The organism is Streptomyces sp. NPDC002835, from assembly GCF_053591995.1.
Genome location: NZ_JBSFUW010000035.1, coordinates 28,074 through 42,602, shown reverse-complemented (window position 1 = coordinate 42,602; position 14,529 = coordinate 28,074). Strand labels below are relative to the sequence as shown.

Genomic DNA, 14,529 nt, shown 5'->3' with positions numbered 1-14,529 from the left:
AAACGAATGGGTTAACGGACTCGTCGCCCGGCGTTCATCTGACATCTTTGTAAGCGTCGACGTAAATGACGAGGTCCCCCCTAACGTCGGGCGGGTGGTCAAGCTCTCCGTCATCGTGCCGTTCTACAACGTGCAGACATACGCCCCAGACACACTGCGAAGCCTCAGGGCCAACGCCCGGGAGGACTTCGAGTTCGTGCTCGTCGACGACTGTTCGACCGACGGGACGCCAGAGATCCTGCAACGTGCGGAACGTGAGCTCCCGGGCGCGGTTCTGATCAGACACGAGCGGAACGGCGGTCTGGCCACGGCCCGCAACACCGGTCTGGACGCCGCGAGCGGCGAGTACCTCACTTTCCTCGACGGCGACGACTGGCTGGCGCCCGGGCACTTCGCGCATCTGCTGGCCGCCATGGAGGACTTGGGGTGCGACTTCGTCCGCACCGACCATGTGCAGTGCACCGGCCGGTCCCGCTCGGTCCACCGGGCGCCGGTCGGCCGGCGCGGCGAGGTACTGCGGCCGCGTGACGCGATCCTGCCCGCCGACCGCTCCACCGCGGTCGACTACCCGTACGCCTGGGCCGGGATGTACCACCGGCGGCTCGTGGACCGCGGGCTGCTGCATTTCACGCCCGGGCTGCGCACCGCGGAGGACCGGCCGTGGATATGGCGGCTGCACCGCGAGGCGGATTCCTTCGCCGTGATCAGCCATTTGGGTATTTTCTACCGTCGCGGCATCGCGTCGTCGCTCACTCAGATCGGCGACATCAGACAGCTCGATTTCATCAAGGCATTCGACCAGGTGATCGAGGAGACGGCGAAGGACCCGGAAGCGGACCGGCTGTTGCCGAAGGCGGTCCGCACCTATTGCGCCGTCATTTCCCACCATCTGGGGTCCGTCGAAAGGTACGAGCCGGCCGTGGCACGGAAATTGCGCGCGATGAGCGCGGCCGCACTGAGGCGCATGCCGCAGGACGTGGTGAAGGAAGCGCTCGACTCCATGGACTCCGAACGCGCCTCACGGCTGCGCAGGGTCCGCCGGCGTCCCGCGGCCCTCACGGCGGAGGCGGCAGCCTGATGGCCACGACACAGATCTTCTTCGCCTCCTCCCTCTTCGGCGCCGCCACGCTGGCCGCGGCGATCGACAGCGGCGCCTTCGCCGACGCCGACCGCCGGCTGCTGCTCGTCTCCAACAACGCGGCGACCCCCGAGACCACACCGGCCCTCAACGAGATGGCCGGCTTCGAGCGGCTGCGCGACCGCTTCGACGGCCTGCTCTCCTGGAACGAGGCCATCTCCCCCTTCCACCCCGGCGGCTGGGCCCCTCGCGGCAACGACGTGCCACTGTGGGAACGGCATCTGCGCCGGCTGTGGGACCTGGGCGACGACCGGATCGAGCTGGCCGTCGAGTCCATCCAGGTCAACCCCGCGCTGGCGGTCGCCCAGCTCTTCCCGGACGCGGCGCTCGACGTCTACGCGGACGGGCTGATGAGCTACGGCCCCACCCGCAACAAGATCGACCCGCTGGTCGGGGAACGGGTGCGGAGGCTGCTGCACCTGGACCTGGTGCCGGGTCTGAAGCCGTTGCTGCTGGGCGAGTTCGGGGTCGAGGCGGAGCTGGTGCCGATGGAGGCCTTCGTCAAGGTCGTCGGCGAACTCTCCGACGCCGTGCCGGACGCCTGCGGGGACGTCGCCGAGGGCCCGGCACTGCTGCTGGGCCAGTACCTCGCGGCGCTGGACATCCTGACGCCGGCGGAGGAGGAGGACCTGCACGTCCGCATGCTGGTGGGCGCGGCCGGCCTCGGTCACCGCCGCATCGTCTTCAAGCCGCATCCCACGGCGCCGGCCGCCTGGACGCGGACCCTGGAGCATCGGGCCGAGTCCCTCGGCGTCGAACTGACCGTCCTGGACCGGCCGCTGCTCGCCGAGGTGCTGTTCAAGCAGCTGCACCCGGCGCTGGTGGTGGGCTGCTTCTCCACGGCGCTGTTCACGGCGGGGGTCTCCTACGGCATTCCGGTCGCCCGGATCGGCACGGAGCCACTGCTGGACCGGCTCACGCCGTACCAGAACAGCAACCGCGTGCCGCTGACGATCGCCGACGCGCTGCTGCCGGACCTGGCGGCGGGTGAGTCCGGCACGCCGTCGGCCGACGCCGGGGAGGAGCTCGCCGGGCTGCTGTCCGCGGTGGGCTTCGCGATGCAGGCGCAACTCCGTCCGGACCTGCGTCCGGCTGCCGAAAGCTTCCTCCGCACCGGCCTGAACGACCACACCACGCGCTACTTCAAGCGCCGCCGCCTGACGGTCCTGGGTCTGCCGGGCGGCGTCCCGGTGCCGCGGGGGCGGGTGGCGCGGCGGGTAGTACGGCGTGGGCGCCGCCTGAAGCGAGCGCTGGGCCGGGTGACGACCCGCGGCTGACGGTGCGCTGCTGCGCGGGGCTGTTCCCCATCCCTGCTCCTTCCCGTAACCGGAGCAGGCCCCGCACCGCCCTCCGGGCGGCGGGCCGGGCTCCGCCCTGACGCCCGGTACCGCGCTCCGCGTGGTGGCCTCGAACGCCGGCCGGGCACTCCCCGCCTCGCCGGCGTTTGAGGCGCGGACCCGACAAGTTCAAGCCCCGCCGGCGATTGAGGCGCGGGCCTCAGGGCGGAGCCCCGACAAGACCGGCCGACCCCGGCGCCTTACGTGCCGCTCAGCGAGAGCTTCACCGCGAAGCCCAGGAACAGCGCTCCCGCCGCCGACGTCGCGCCCGCCGACAGCCGCCTGCGGCGGCGGAACGCGGCCGCCAGGTGGGTGCCTGTGAAGATCAGGAGGGTCAGGTACAGGAAGCTCGCGAGCTGGGCCAGGGAGCCGAGGACCGTGAACGACAGGGCGGGGTACGCGTACGCCGGGTCGACGAACTGGACGAAGAAGGCGATGAAGAACAGGATCGCCTTCGGGTTGAGCAGGCTGATCACGAACGCCCGCCGGAACGGCCGCTCCTCCGAGGACGCCGCCGCGTCTCCGACCGCCTCCGCCACCCGCTCCCGCCGCGTGCGCCACATCCCCCACGCGGCGCGCAGCATCCCGACCGCCAGCCAGGTCAGATAGCCGGCGCCCGCGTACTTCACGATGCCGAACAGCAGCGCGTTCGCCTGGAGCAGCGAGGCCACGCCCGCGGCGGAGAGGACCATGAGGACGGTGTCGCCGCACCACACGCCCGCGGCGGCCCGGTAGCCCGTCCGCACACCCCGGCGGGCGGCCACGGACAGCACGTACAGCGAGTTCGGACCCGGCAGCAGAACGATCAGGACGAGGCCGGCGACGTAGGTCGGCAGATCGATGACACCCAGCATGGGCGGAGTGTCGCACACGGGTACGACACTCCGCCCATACGTCTCAGAACGCGTCAGACTCAGAACGCGTCGGTCGGGACGTACATCCCCCACACCTCGCGCAGCGCGTTGCACACCTCGCCGACCGTGGCGCGCGCCTTCAGCGCGTCCTTCATCGGGTAGAGCACGTTGTCCGTGCCCTCCGCCGCCTTCTTGAGCTCGGCGAGCGCCGCGTCCACCGCGGCCTGGTCGCGTTCGGCGCGCAGCTTCGCCAGGCGCTCGGCCTGCTGCGCCTCGATCGCGGGGTCGACGCGCAGCGGCTCGTACGGCTCCTCCGTGTCGAGCGTGTAGCGGTTGACACCGACGACGACGCGCTCGCCCGCGTCGGTCTCCTGCGCGATGCGGTAGGCGCTGCGCTCGATCTCGCTCTTCTGGAAGCCGTGCTCGATGGCGTTGACCGCGCCGCCGAGGTCCTCGACGCGTTCCATCAGCGCGAGGGCCGCCGCTTCGACGTCGTCGGTCATCTTCTCCACGACGTACGAGCCCGCGAAGGGGTCGACGGTCGCGGTGACGTCCGTCTCGTACGCCAGTACCTGCTGCGTGCGCAGCGCCAGGCGGGCGGACTTGTCCGTCGGCAGGGCGATGGCCTCGTCGAAGGAGTTGGTGTGCAGCGACTGCGTGCCGCCGAGCACCGCCGCGAGGCCCTGCACGGCGACCCGCACCAGGTTGACCTCGGGCTGCTGGGCGGTGAGCTGCACGCCCGCGGTCTGCGTGTGGAAGCGCAGCATCAGGGACTTCGGGTTCTTCGCGCCGAACTCCTCCTTCATCACCCGCGCCCAGATGCGGCGGGCGGCGCGGAACTTGGCGACCTCCTCGAGGATGGTCGTCCGGGAGACGAAGAAGAAGGACAGCCGGGGCGCGAAGTCGTCGACGTCCATCCCGGCGGCGACGGCGGTGCGGACGTACTCGATGCCGTCGGCGAGGGTGAAGGCGATCTCCTGCGCGGGCGAGGCTCCGGCCTCCGCCATGTGGTAGCCGGAGATCGAGATCGTGTTCCACTTCGGGATCTCGGCCTTGCAGTACTTGAAGATGTCCGCGATCAGCCGCAGCGACGGCTTGGGCGGGAAGATGTACGTGCCGCGGGCGATGTACTCCTTGAGCACGTCGTTCTGGATGGTGCCGGTGAGCTTGTCCGCGGGTACGCCCTGCTCCTCACCGACGAGTTGGTAGAGGAGGAGCAGCAGCGCGGCGGGCGCGTTGATCGTCATGGACGTGGAGACCTTGTCCAGCGGGATCCCGCCGAACAGCACCCGCATGTCGTCGATCGAGTCGATGGCGACGCCGACCTTGCCGACCTCGCCGTGCGCGATGGGGGCGTCGGAGTCGTGGCCCATCTGGGTCGGCAGGTCGAAGGCGACGGACAGGCCCATCGTGCCGTTGGCGATGAGCTGCTGGTAGCGGGCGTTGGACTCGACGGCCGTGCCGAAGCCGGCGTACTGGCGCATCGTCCAGGGCCGGCCGGTGTACATCGACGGGTACACGCCGCGGGTGAAGGGGTACTCACCGGGCTCGCCCAGCTTCTGCGCCGGGTCCCAGCCCTCCAGATCCGCCGGTCCGTACACCGGCTCGATGGGCAGTCCCGACTCGGACTCGCGCGCCATGTGACTGTGCCTCCCGCTGGGCCTACTGACAGGTAACAACTGCTGCGACGGACTGTATCGGCGGGCGCCCGGCCGATGGAGTGCCACGCGCTGGGACCTTGCTCACAGGCCGCCGCACACCGGTCGCCGCAGCCGCCGAGGCGGCCTGTGTCACGCCCGTCCCCCAACTGTTACCCCCATGATGCGCGCGATTGCGCAACCAGGCCGGACGGGAATCTGTCTCACCAGTACACGACAGACCCGTGGGGGGCGACATGCCAAGGAAGAACGCCAGGACGAGAACGACGGCCGCGGTGGCCGCGATGCTCGTGGCGACGGTGACGGCCGGCTGCAAGGCGGAGGCCGCCACGGACGGGCCGGCCGCCGGCAGCACGCCGAGCGCGGCGCCGACGTCCTCGGCGCCGCCGACACCGTCCGCGCCGCAGTCACCGACGCCGACACCGACGCCGTCCGCGTCGGAGTCGGAGTCGGCCGAGCCGTCGAAGACGCCCTCGCCGTCGCCGTCCACTCAGGCGCCCGCGCCGAAGGTGCTGATGGCCCCGGGCGCCAAGGGCGAGCAGGTGCGCGAACTGCAGGCCCGGCTGGCCCAGATCGGCTGGTTCGACGACAAGCCGACCGCCACGTACGGACCGATCACCACCACCTCCGTCAAGGGCTTCCAGGGCAAGCGCGGCCTGCCCGTGACGGGCAGCACGGACACCGTCACCTGGCAGCGGCTGCTCGGCATGACGACGAAGCCGACGCGCGCCGAGCTGGACGGCAAGGACGTCAACAAGCCGAAGGCGAAGCTGGACCCGCGCTGCATGAACGGCCGGGTGATGTGCATCAGCAAGACCACGCGCACGCTGTCGTGGATGATCGACGGCAAGGTGCTGTCGACGATGGACGTCCGCTTCGGCTCGCAGTACACCCCGACCCGCGAGGGCGTGTTCAACGTGGGCTGGAAGTCCCGTGACCACGTCTCGACGATCTACGACACGCCGATGCCGTACGCGATGTTCTTCAGCGGCGGCCAGGCGGTGCACTACTCGTCCGACTTCGCCGCCCGCGGCTACAACGGGGCCTCGCACGGCTGCGTCAACGTCAGGGACAAGGGCGCGATCGCGGCGCTGTTCGACCAGGTCCGGACCGGCGACAAGGTCGTCGTCTACTGGTGACGGGCGGCGGATGCCGGGAGAAGAGAGAGGGCGCGGGCGGGACCGGGGGAACGTGTCCCGCCCGCGCCATTTGCGCTGAGCCGTAGGTACGGGGGGAACCCCGGCTCGTTGCGCCGCCGATGACCAGTCGGCTCACTATCTACTGCGCCGTGCTTCGAAAAAACGTCACACCCTGCGTCCCGGACCGCGAAAAAGCAGGTCAGGAGGGCTGTACGGAGAGAGTCGGGGTCGGCTGCGGCACGGCCGCCGTCGGCTCGGGGGTGAGGGTCCAGGAGACGGACGGGTTCTCGGGGGACCGCTGGAGTTCGTTGCTGTCCGCGTCGCCGCCGCTGTCACTGCCGCCGTCGCCGTCACCGCCGCCCGAGTTCCTGCCTCCGGAACCTGTGCCGCCCGGGCCGTCCGAGCCTCCGGAGCCGGTGCCGCCCACGCCGCCCGAGTCACCGGAGCCGCCGTCCAGCAGCTCGTCGCAGAACCGCTCCACGCGTGCGGGGCCCTTGGCGGCCTCTTCCAGCCGGCGCTTGGTGTCCGGGGCGATCCGGCCGCTGCGGTAGTCACGGCAGGCCTCGACGGTCTTGCGGTACGCCTCGCCGGTCCCGGCGGATCCTGCGGAGTCACCGGAGCCCGCCGTCGTGCCGCCGTCCTCGGCGGGCAGACCGGCGGTGGACCCGCCCGTAGCGCCGGGGGGCGGGCTCGTACTGGTGTCGGGGGCGGGCGGCGCGACCGGCGGTGTGCCCGTCGCGTCAGGGGAACCCGAGGGCCCGCCGGTGCCGGCTCCGCCCTGTGTCGGTGGCGTGACCGGACCGGGCGTCGCCGCGGCGGACACGGAGGACGCGGGCATCGGGCGTTCGTCGCCGAAGGAGGGGAGGACGCCGGTGCCGGCCGCGACGGCCACGCCGCCGATGGCGCAGCCCGCGAGCGCGGTCGCGATGCCGAACCGGAAGGGACGCGCGAGGCCCGGGCCCCGGCGCAGCCGGCCCAGGGCCCCTGAGCGGGCGGGGCGGGCGGCTCCGGCGACCCGTACGGTCCCGATCGAGGCGACGTCCGTGACGCCGGCCGAGGAACCGGCGGCGACGCCGGACACCGCCGCGTCGGCCCTGGCCTTGCGGTACGCGGCCATCGCGGCCGCCTCGCCGGGCAGTTCACCGTCGTCGTACCGGTAGCCGGGATCCGCCGCGCGCTCCAGGGCGGCGGCGAGCCGAGCGGCGTCCGTGCGGGCAGGTTCGCCCACGGCATCGACAGGCACACCGCGCAGCAGTCGCTCCGCCGCGTCCCTGTCAAGCCACTCGTACCGCTCGTCGGCCATCACATGTCCTTCTGCGTCCGCAGACGTGATTGCGTCACACCGGCGGGTGTCGCCGCACCGGGGCGCGAGTCGCGCTGGGAGGGCAGTCCGCCTAGTTCCGGGGCGGCCTCCGCCGGGCCCTCCCTGGCCCGGTCCACGGAATCGAGGCCGCCTCCGCCGCCTCCGTCGAGGGCGATCACGCCCTCCGCGCCCAGCAGTTCCGCCAGTCGTTTCAAGCCACGGTGCGCCGCGGTGCGCACGGCCCCGGGCCGCTTGCCGAGCGTCTGCGCCGCGCTCTTCGCGTCGAGGCCGACCACGACCCGCAGCACGACGGCCTCCGCCTGATCCTGCGGCAGTTGGGCGATGAGCGCCATGGTGCTGCTGGTGGAGATGGACTCCATGGCCTCGTCGACCGTGTCTGAGTCGGCGGCCCTGCCGGTCAGCTCCGTCTCGTCACCGCCGACGGCCGGCCGGCGGCCGCGCATCCGGATGTGGTCCAGCGCGCGGTTGCGGGCGATCCGGGCGGCCCAGCCGCGGAACCGGTCGGCGTCCCCGCTGAACCGGTCGAGATCGCGGGCGATCTGGAGCCACGCCTCCGAGGTGACGTCCTCGGCGTCGGCCTCACCGACCAGCGTGCGCACATAGCCGATCAGCCGCGGATGCACGGCGCGGTACACAGTCCGGAAGGCGTTCTCGTCCCCGTCCTGAGCCGCGAGCACAGCGGCGGTCAGCTCCGCGTCGTCCCCCAGCACTACCTCAACCTGTCGTTCTGATCCGCAGCTGGTCACCACTGCCGCGCCACGCTGCGCGAAGCAGCACGCTACGTGGTCTTACGGTCCCGCGTCCACGCCTAGTACAACATGCAACAACTTCGGGGCCCAGCGGGGTGTGACAGAAACAGTACTCTCGGCGCTGAGGGTAGTACGGGGTGCCACTGCGACCCCGTACGAACGACGACCGGGGCCTCTCCTGTGGGGGGTGGCGGCCCCGGTCGTCCTTCATGTCCGGGCCCGTGCGGCCCTGCTGCCCCGTACGCGGGCACCGGTCGGAGGCGCACCTCCTGAGAGGTACGCCTCCGCAGAACCGGGCCCGAATCGCGCGCCGGAGCGTCAGCCGATCGCGATGCGCGGGTTCGCGGAGGGCCGGACCCAGCCCATGAAGCGCTCCATCGTCGCGCGCGGCACGGAGACGCAGCCGGCGGTCGCGCCGCTGCCGTTGACGTGCAGGAAGATCCCGGCGCCGCGACCGGGCACGGCGGGCCAGCGGTTGAAGTTGATGACGAGCGCCTTGGCGTACTGCGTCGGGTAGTTGATCAGGTGCTCGCTGCCGCGCTCGCCGGACTCGGTGAGCGGGAAGTCCGCGCCCTCCTCGGTGTGCATCTGGTTGTAGAACTTCGACTCGGGGTCCTGGACCCACCAGTGGCTGTCGTTGACCTTCGTGTACGGCACGGCGGTGCCGCTGGACTCCACGCCGAAGCCCTCGGTGATCGTGTACGTGCCGGACGGCGTGGTGTACGTGCTCTGCTTGCGCGTCGAACCGGGGACGACGCCGTTCGAGCCGACCCGGCCGGCGCTCGAGGAGAACTGCGCCTTCCAGCCGGCCGAGCCCTTCTGCCAGGCGGTGACGGTCGCGTACGAGCCGCTGGCCTTGACCGTGATGATCTGGGTGGCGTTGCCGACCTCGACGGGCACGGGGAAGTCGGGCGCGGCGGGCGCGCTGGTCGGCTCGGAGCCGCCGCCCCCGCTGCCGCTGCCGCCGCCCTGCCCCGAGCCGGTGGCGGCCGCCTTGGGGGACGCCCCGCCGGACGCCTTCGCGGAGGCGGAGGCCGACGCGGACGCTGACGCCGAGGCGGACGGGGAGGGCGAGGCCGACGCGGAGGCGGACGGGGAGGCCGAGGCGCTCGGCGACGCGGACGAGCCGGCCGCGTCCCCGGCCCCCTCCGCTCCGGGCGAGACGGCCGCGGCGGCACCGGCCGGTTCCTCACCGCCGCTTCCACAGGCCGACACGAGCGTCATCGCACCGACCACGGCCAGCACGGACGGGAACTTACGGGAGGAGCGCAGCACAGGAAGATCCTTGGGCTCGTCGGAACGGCGCGGCGAGACAGGGCCGCGCTTCGAGGCGGGCCGGTTATACATCGCGCCGGTGACCGAAATCCAGGCGAAGGACATTCCGGGCGCGAGCGTGAACGCGATGTCAGTCGTGCTCGCTACGGTCTCCGGTCGTGAGCTTCCATATGCACCTGCGCGCCGTGCGGCCGTCCGAGATCGAGGGGTTCGACCATGCCCGGCTGATCGACTTCATGGACGCGGCCTGGGACTGGGACGTCGCGCGAGCCGAGCACGCCTCGGGCGTCGCGTACTCCATCGAGAAGACCTTCAGCAAGGTGAACGAACTCTGCGAGGCGGGCTCGGCACTCCCCGAGGGACAGGACGGCGGGTGGGAACTGCCAGTCTTCGGCGGCCGCGTCTTCCAGGACCCGTCGAGCAAGGAGGCTCCGTTCGCCGTGCTGGACCCGGCCGGGACCGCGAGGGCGGCCGCCTTCCTCACGGCCGTGCCGTTCGACACGCTCTGGAAGACCGCCGGCCCGAAGCTCTCCAACTGGGGGCCCGGCCATGACGCCGCGGACATCCGGCAGTACTACGGCCGGTTGTACGTCGGCCTACGGAACCTCTACGCACGCGCCGCCGGGTCCGGCCAGGCCGTGGTGAAGGCTTTCTGGTACTGAGCCGGGGGCGGCGCGAACCGGCCGGGCAGGGGGTTCAGTCGGTGGCCGTCAGGACCAGGGCCGCGACGACCGGGGCCGCGTACAGCAGCGGGAACGGGATGTGGGCGTACCAGCGGGCCCGGATCACGGTGACCACGGCCCCGGTGAAGTACAGGACCAGGCCGATGCCGGCCGCGACGCCGATGACCGGGACGAACAGGCCGACCACCAGGCCGGCCGCGCCCGCGGCCTTCGCCGTGCCGAGCCAGGGGAGCCAGGACATGGGCACCCCGTAGTCGGCCATCGGCTGCACGACCCACTGCGCGCGCAGGAAGACCGAGACGGCGGAGAAGCCGGCCATGGCGGCGGCGATGAGGGTGACGACGACGTAGGCGGTGGACATGAGAGGTGCTCCCATCGGGCGGGGTCATTTGCTCCGTCCCCCGTATGACCCGCGGCGGCGCGGAAACGTGACAGCCCCGTCCGGAGCGTTCCCCCGGATGTCCCGCCTGGTCGGCTCGGGTGTCAGTGGCGGCCGTTACGGTCGCCGTATGACACACGAGTTCGACATGGTCCGTTCGCTGGCGGCGGGCGTCGAGGACCGGCGGGCGGCGACTGGCTCCATGTCCGTGCCCGCACAAAGGAGGCGCTCGACGGCCTGCGGGCCGCGCTGGACGGCGACTGGCTGAACGGCTGAGCCGCGACCGCTCGCGTCAACGCGGCGGGAGCCGGGCCCGCCGAGACCTCACCGCTGACCCGCCACGGCACCGCGGACCCACCGCGGCCTCACTGTCGACCGGTGGCAGCGAGCCCTCGGGCCGGTAGTACGACCGCTGCCGTGGCCAGGTCGTCGCTGTCGCGAGCGGTCAGGACGCCGACTCCCGCATCAGGGAAGACCAGTTCCGCTTCGCGGTCGAGCACCTGCACGCCTCGCGCCATGGCATGTGCCCGTACGTCCCTTCGAGGGCGCCCGAGCAGGGGCACGCCGGCGTGGCTCACGGACGCCGGCACCCGCCCCGTGACGGCGATACGGACGACGGTCCCTGCCGCGTCGTAGCCGAGCACCACACCGCAGAAGAAAGTGTCCTGCCCGGCAGGGCCGAACTCGGGGACGGAGCCGATGCCCGGGCCCAGCAGCCGCCGCATGTCGCCGCGGGCCGCGCCGAGCCGCACCGGACCGATGCTCCTGTGCGGGACCACCGCCAGTTCCGCGCGGCCGGCCAGGCCCTCGGGCCCTTCGAAGAACTCGAAGACGTCGCGTCCCGTGGCCACGCCACGGCACCGCACGCTCTCGAACCCGTCCACGTCCTGTGCGCTCCCGCCGAGCGTGACACCCAGGGCGGGCAGCGACCATCCAGTGCTCCCCGGCTCCTCCAGGGCCACCACCTCGTGCCCGGCCTCGCGCAGGTCGCCGACGACCTCCTCCTCTGGCCGCCCGAGGAGCCCTGTGCCGTGCAGGGTGACGGGGCCGGGCGAGGCGATCTCGATCGCGTGCAGCCGGTCGGCGTCGTCGTACTCGTAGAAGACGTACGACTCGCCGGCGGCGTACATGTCCGACAGCTCTGCTTCCGCGCCCCGCCTGAACGCGGAGTCGGGCTCGCCGTGCGCGGCCCGCACCGACCGGCGCGGCTGCCCGAAGGCCGCACCGGACATGCCGACGAGGGGGACGATCTCCATGTCAGCGCACGCCCGCCGGGAGTTCGATCCTTCCGGTGTACGGGCCCTCGTTCTTCTCGCCGACCTGCTGCTCGAAGCTGATGTCCTGGCCGTTGTACGGGATCAGGAAGCCGAATTCGAGGCGGTGGCTCTTGATCCGGTACGTCTTCGCGTCCAGGACCAGCACCTCTTCCAGGGCGGCGAGCGTCAACTGGGCGTCGTCCACCGGGATGCCGGCCTTGCGGAGCTGCACGGCCGTCGAGTCGAACTCGCGCTTGGCCTTCTTCGCCCACGCCCGGTCCTGGACAGCGCTCAGCTTCTGCTTGCCGCTCACGACGCGGAGTTCGACCGTGCCGCCGCTGTCCGCCTCCGCCTCGGTCACCTTCACGTCGCCGCCCGGCGTCTGCGCGTAGATCCGGAACTCGTCGACGACCCCGATCGGGTCCTCGGCCTTGTTCCGCATCTCGGGGTCGGCCGGGGACACGGCCTTCCAGGCCGCGTCGCCCTCCTTCAGATACCCGTCGTCGCCGATGACGTAGAGCTCCTCCGTCTTCTTCTTGCCCTTGCTGCTGGTACTGACGCCCTGCGAGTGCAGCGTCACCGACCCCGTGCCGCGCCGGACCGTGCCCGCGTACGTCGCGGCGCTCCGCTGCCCCTGGAGCGTCAGGCCCTCCTCGCCCCGCACGGAGAAGGTCCACGCGGACTCCTCCGCCATCGCCTTCTGCGCGAGGTCGAGGAAGTCCTCCGCGGACTCGGGAGCCTTGGTCGGCTCGGGCGTCGCGGAGGGCGTCGCCGCCGCGGCCGGGCTCGCGGGCCCGGCCGGTTCGTCCGCCTCCGCGCCGCACGCGGCCAGCGTGAGCGCGAGCGGGAGGACGAGCACGGCGGTGCGTCTGGGGCGAGTTCGCATGGGGCCTTTTCCTTACGTCACGACGGGGCGCGGACTGTACAACAGCGCCCGGCCCGTGATCACCCCGGCGGACATTCCCGGCACGCGCCCCTCAGGGGTGTCACGGCCGGTCCTCGCTCCCATGGCTCTGGAACCAGTGGGTGTCGAAGTAGCGGGCCGTCGAGAAAGGGTGCTCCCGTTCGGTGAGCATCCGGTGGACGAACTCGGCGGTCGTGCCGTCGAACCGGACCCACGAGTCGGGGATGTCCTCGGTCACGAGGACGGGCCACCTGTCGGGGTCGGGGTCCTCGGTGAGCCAGTAGAACTCGTCCGCCTGCTCGGAGCTCGCCCACTTCAGCAGCCCGCCCGGCGCCGGATACACCTCGTACGGCGTCCACAGTTCGCTGCCGTGCGTCCTGGCCCACTCGCCGAGCCAGACCGTGTGCCGGACGATGTCCTCGCTCTCGGAGACCGCATCAGGTACCTGGAGTTGGAGGTAGCCGTCGAAGGCGCCCGCCCCGAAGAGCTCGGCGAGCCGCTTGTAGTCGCTCGGCAGCGCGGTCCCGAGCCGGGTCTCGACCGCCACCCAGTCGACCGCGCGCACGCGAGTCGTGTCCCATCCCGTGACCGCGACGACCCCGTCCACCCAGGACGTCGCCTCCGCCATGTCCGCGGCCGGGTCCTCCCGTTCCGCGACGAGCGCCACGAGCCGGACGCCGTCGCCGTCGCCGTCGCCGTCGCCGTCGCGCGCCGTACCGCAGCCGATCCACCGGTCCGCGAAAGCCCATCCGCGCATCTCGACGATCCGCTCGCCGAACGGCGCCAGAAGCGGGAGCCCGGTCCGCCCGGTCACGGTCGGGTCGGCGTACCCGCCCATGGCGAGGTTGCGCGGCTGCCCGTACCGCCCGTCGAGCGCCTCCTGGAGCGCGGGCAGGCCGATCTCCGCCGACGGTGCCAGGCATACGTGCCCTGCCGGATGCCCGGGTGCCGCGCACACCAGGTCGCCCGTGCCGGGGGCGGCCAGCCGGTGGACCGCCGAAAGGAGTTCTTCCAGGCGGAGTTCTTCACGTTCGTCCATGACCGGAATTGAAACGGACGCCACCGACATCAACCGCCCGCGGTCGCGTCATGAGGTCGCCCGTGACGAACAGCGCCGACCTGATCCCCACCCGGATACCGGACCACGACGGCGTCCCTTTCCGACGGCCGGGCCGCCAGCTCACACCACACCGTCTTGGTACTCGGGCCCTGGCCCACGCCCCAGCGCAGGGTCAGCGCGTCGAGCAGCGCCAGGCCCCGGCCGGACTCGTCGGCGGCGGTGGCCGACTCGCACAGGACGGGCAGGGCACGCGGGTCGGGGTCGGTGACCTCCAGGCGCGTACGGCCGTCGGCGCAGGACACGCGGACGGTGACGGGGACGCCCTCGCCGAGGTGGCGGATCACGTTCGTGACGAGTTCGGTGGCGCAGAGCTGGAGGTCCACGCCGTGGTCACGCAGCGCGCGGCGCAGCTCCGGTACGGCCGCCGGGGTCGCGAGCAGCTCCAGCGTCAGCGGTGGTCGCGTCACGCCGCCCCCTTGCGCAGCGCGGCGGTCAGGGCCCGCGCGGTCAGGACGTTGCAGTTGCCCAGCGCGATCAACGGCCGGGTCGGGTAGCGGGCGGCGAAGGTCGGCAGGTCGACGCCGAGCGACGGCAGCGTGATGCCGTGGGCGGCGAGCGCCGCCCGCAGCTCCTCGGCGCAGTCGTCGGCCGACGAGCCGTGGTGGTCCTGCGGGCCCTGTGGGTCCTGCATGTCCTGCATGTCCTGCATGGGGGTTCACACCTTCCAGTGCGCTGTGTGACGAACTGCTCACACCCTGCCGCCGAGCCGCGTA

At 71.9% G+C, this 14,529-nt stretch carries 16 protein-coding genes; 5 read left to right on the top strand and 11 right to left on the bottom strand.

The window, feature by feature from the left end; translation table 11 throughout:
* Nucleotides 1–94 precede the first annotated feature (94 nt).
* Complete coding sequence (locus ACWD01_RS29225; RefSeq protein WP_451165857.1) at nt 95–1,078, top strand: glycosyltransferase family 2 protein; 984 nt, start codon at nt 95–97, stop codon at nt 1,076–1,078.
* A complete protein-coding gene (locus ACWD01_RS29220; protein ID WP_451165855.1) occupies nt 1,078–2,415 on the top strand; it encodes a polysialyltransferase family glycosyltransferase in 1,338 nt (445 codons plus the stop codon). The genes ACWD01_RS29225 and ACWD01_RS29220 overlap by 1 nt, the downstream gene beginning before the upstream one ends.
* A 260-nt stretch (nt 2,416–2,675) precedes the next feature.
* Here the strand turns inward: ACWD01_RS29220 and leuE are convergent, their stop codons facing one another.
* Together leuE and ACWD01_RS29210 are read right to left on the bottom strand one after the other, a co-directional pair.
* Nucleotides 2,676–3,329 (bottom strand): leucine efflux protein LeuE, encoded by a 654-nt coding sequence (gene leuE, locus ACWD01_RS29215; RefSeq protein WP_451165853.1) that lies wholly within the window; start codon nt 3,327–3,329, stop codon nt 2,676–2,678.
* Between the two features lie 59 nt (nt 3,330–3,388).
* Nucleotides 3,389–4,969 (bottom strand): acyl-CoA mutase large subunit family protein, encoded by a 1,581-nt coding sequence (locus ACWD01_RS29210; protein ID WP_451165851.1) that lies wholly within the window; start codon nt 4,967–4,969, stop codon nt 3,389–3,391.
* Between the two features lie 254 nt (nt 4,970–5,223).
* Between ACWD01_RS29210 and ACWD01_RS29205 the strand changes: the two genes are divergently transcribed.
* Nucleotides 5,224–6,126: a L,D-transpeptidase family protein gene (locus tag ACWD01_RS29205; RefSeq protein ID WP_451165850.1), complete on the top strand. Its 903-nt coding sequence runs from the start codon at nt 5,224–5,226 to the stop codon at nt 6,124–6,126.
* 199 nt (nt 6,127–6,325) lie between these two features.
* On the opposite strand, the gene ACWD01_RS29200 is transcribed toward ACWD01_RS29205, so the two are convergent.
* From ACWD01_RS29200 to ACWD01_RS29190, 3 genes are all read right to left on the bottom strand, one after another.
* Nucleotides 6,326–7,429, bottom strand: coding sequence for a hypothetical protein (locus ACWD01_RS29200; protein ID WP_451165848.1), 1,104 nt, complete (start codon nt 7,427–7,429; stop codon nt 6,326–6,328).
* A complete protein-coding gene (locus ACWD01_RS29195) occupies nt 7,429–8,160 on the bottom strand; it encodes an RNA polymerase sigma factor (protein WP_451165846.1) in 732 nt (243 codons plus the stop codon). The genes ACWD01_RS29200 and ACWD01_RS29195 overlap by 1 nt, the downstream gene beginning before the upstream one ends.
* Nucleotides 8,161–8,517: 357 nt before the next feature.
* The gene (locus ACWD01_RS29190) at nt 8,518–9,474 is read right to left on the bottom strand and encodes a L,D-transpeptidase family protein (RefSeq protein ID WP_451165845.1); all 957 of its coding nucleotides are present in this window, start codon (nt 9,472–9,474) and stop codon (nt 8,518–8,520) included.
* Between the two features lie 158 nt (nt 9,475–9,632).
* Here ACWD01_RS29190 and ACWD01_RS29185 point away from each other — a divergent pair, with 158 nt between their 5' ends.
* Nucleotides 9,633–10,136, top strand: a complete 504-nt coding sequence (locus ACWD01_RS29185; protein WP_451165843.1) for a DUF1877 family protein — start codon at nt 9,633–9,635, stop codon at nt 10,134–10,136.
* 34 nt (nt 10,137–10,170) lie between these two features.
* Here ACWD01_RS29185 and ACWD01_RS29180 read toward each other — a convergent pair whose 3' ends face one another.
* Nucleotides 10,171–10,518, bottom strand: a complete 348-nt coding sequence (locus ACWD01_RS29180) for a DoxX family protein (protein WP_451165842.1) — start codon at nt 10,516–10,518, stop codon at nt 10,171–10,173.
* A gap of 148 nt (nt 10,519–10,666) precedes the next feature.
* On the opposite strand from ACWD01_RS29180, the gene ACWD01_RS29175 reads away from it, so the two are divergent.
* The gene (locus ACWD01_RS29175) at nt 10,667–10,804 is read left to right on the top strand and encodes a hypothetical protein (protein ID WP_451165840.1); all 138 of its coding nucleotides are present in this window, start codon (nt 10,667–10,669) and stop codon (nt 10,802–10,804) included.
* Between the two features lie 97 nt (nt 10,805–10,901).
* Here ACWD01_RS29175 and ACWD01_RS29170 read toward each other — a convergent pair whose 3' ends face one another.
* The 5 genes from ACWD01_RS29170 to ACWD01_RS29150 form a co-directional block, all read right to left on the bottom strand.
* Nucleotides 10,902–11,792: a hypothetical protein gene (locus tag ACWD01_RS29170; protein ID WP_451165839.1), complete on the bottom strand. Its 891-nt coding sequence runs from the start codon at nt 11,790–11,792 to the stop codon at nt 10,902–10,904.
* 1 nt (nt 11,793) lies between these two features.
* Nucleotides 11,794–12,678 (bottom strand): hypothetical protein, encoded by an 885-nt coding sequence (locus ACWD01_RS29165; protein ID WP_451165837.1) that lies wholly within the window; start codon nt 12,676–12,678, stop codon nt 11,794–11,796.
* A gap of 100 nt (nt 12,679–12,778) precedes the next feature.
* A complete protein-coding gene (locus ACWD01_RS29160; protein WP_451165835.1) occupies nt 12,779–13,735 on the bottom strand; it encodes a hypothetical protein in 957 nt (318 codons plus the stop codon).
* Nucleotides 13,736–13,764: 29 nt separating this feature from the next.
* On the bottom strand, nt 13,765–14,223 hold the full coding sequence (locus ACWD01_RS29155) for an ATP-binding protein (protein ID WP_451165833.1): 459 nt from the start codon (nt 14,221–14,223) through the stop codon (nt 13,765–13,767).
* Nucleotides 14,220–14,447: a hypothetical protein gene (locus ACWD01_RS29150; protein WP_451165918.1), complete on the bottom strand. Its 228-nt coding sequence runs from the start codon at nt 14,445–14,447 to the stop codon at nt 14,220–14,222. Before ACWD01_RS29150 ends, ACWD01_RS29155 begins: the two co-directional genes overlap by 4 nt.
* Nucleotides 14,448–14,529 lie beyond the last annotated feature (82 nt).

Coding starts and splice junctions, on each gene's coding strand:
- ACWD01_RS29220 (WP_451165855.1), top strand. CDS start 1,078: ATGGCCACGACACAGATCTTCTTCGCCTCCTCCCTCTTCGGCGCCGCC.
- leuE (WP_451165853.1), bottom strand. CDS start 3,329: ATGCTGGGTGTCATCGATCTGCCGACCTACGTCGCCGGCCTCGTCCTG.
- ACWD01_RS29210 (WP_451165851.1), bottom strand. CDS start 4,969: ATGGCGCGCGAGTCCGAGTCGGGACTGCCCATCGAGCCGGTGTACGGA.
- ACWD01_RS29205 (WP_451165850.1), top strand. CDS start 5,224: ATGCCAAGGAAGAACGCCAGGACGAGAACGACGGCCGCGGTGGCCGCG.
- ACWD01_RS29200 (WP_451165848.1), bottom strand. CDS start 7,429: ATGGCCGACGAGCGGTACGAGTGGCTTGACAGGGACGCGGCGGAGCGA.
- ACWD01_RS29180 (WP_451165842.1), bottom strand. CDS start 10,518: ATGTCCACCGCCTACGTCGTCGTCACCCTCATCGCCGCCGCCATGGCC.
- ACWD01_RS29175 (WP_451165840.1), top strand. CDS start 10,667: ATGACACACGAGTTCGACATGGTCCGTTCGCTGGCGGCGGGCGTCGAG.
- ACWD01_RS29170 (WP_451165839.1), bottom strand. CDS start 11,792: ATGGAGATCGTCCCCCTCGTCGGCATGTCCGGTGCGGCCTTCGGGCAG.
- ACWD01_RS29165 (WP_451165837.1), bottom strand. CDS start 12,678: ATGCGAACTCGCCCCAGACGCACCGCCGTGCTCGTCCTCCCGCTCGCG.
- ACWD01_RS29160 (WP_451165835.1), bottom strand. CDS start 13,735: ATGGACGAACGTGAAGAACTCCGCCTGGAAGAACTCCTTTCGGCGGTC.
- ACWD01_RS29150 (WP_451165918.1), bottom strand. CDS start 14,447: ATGCAGGACCCACAGGGCCCGCAGGACCACCACGGCTCGTCGGCCGAC.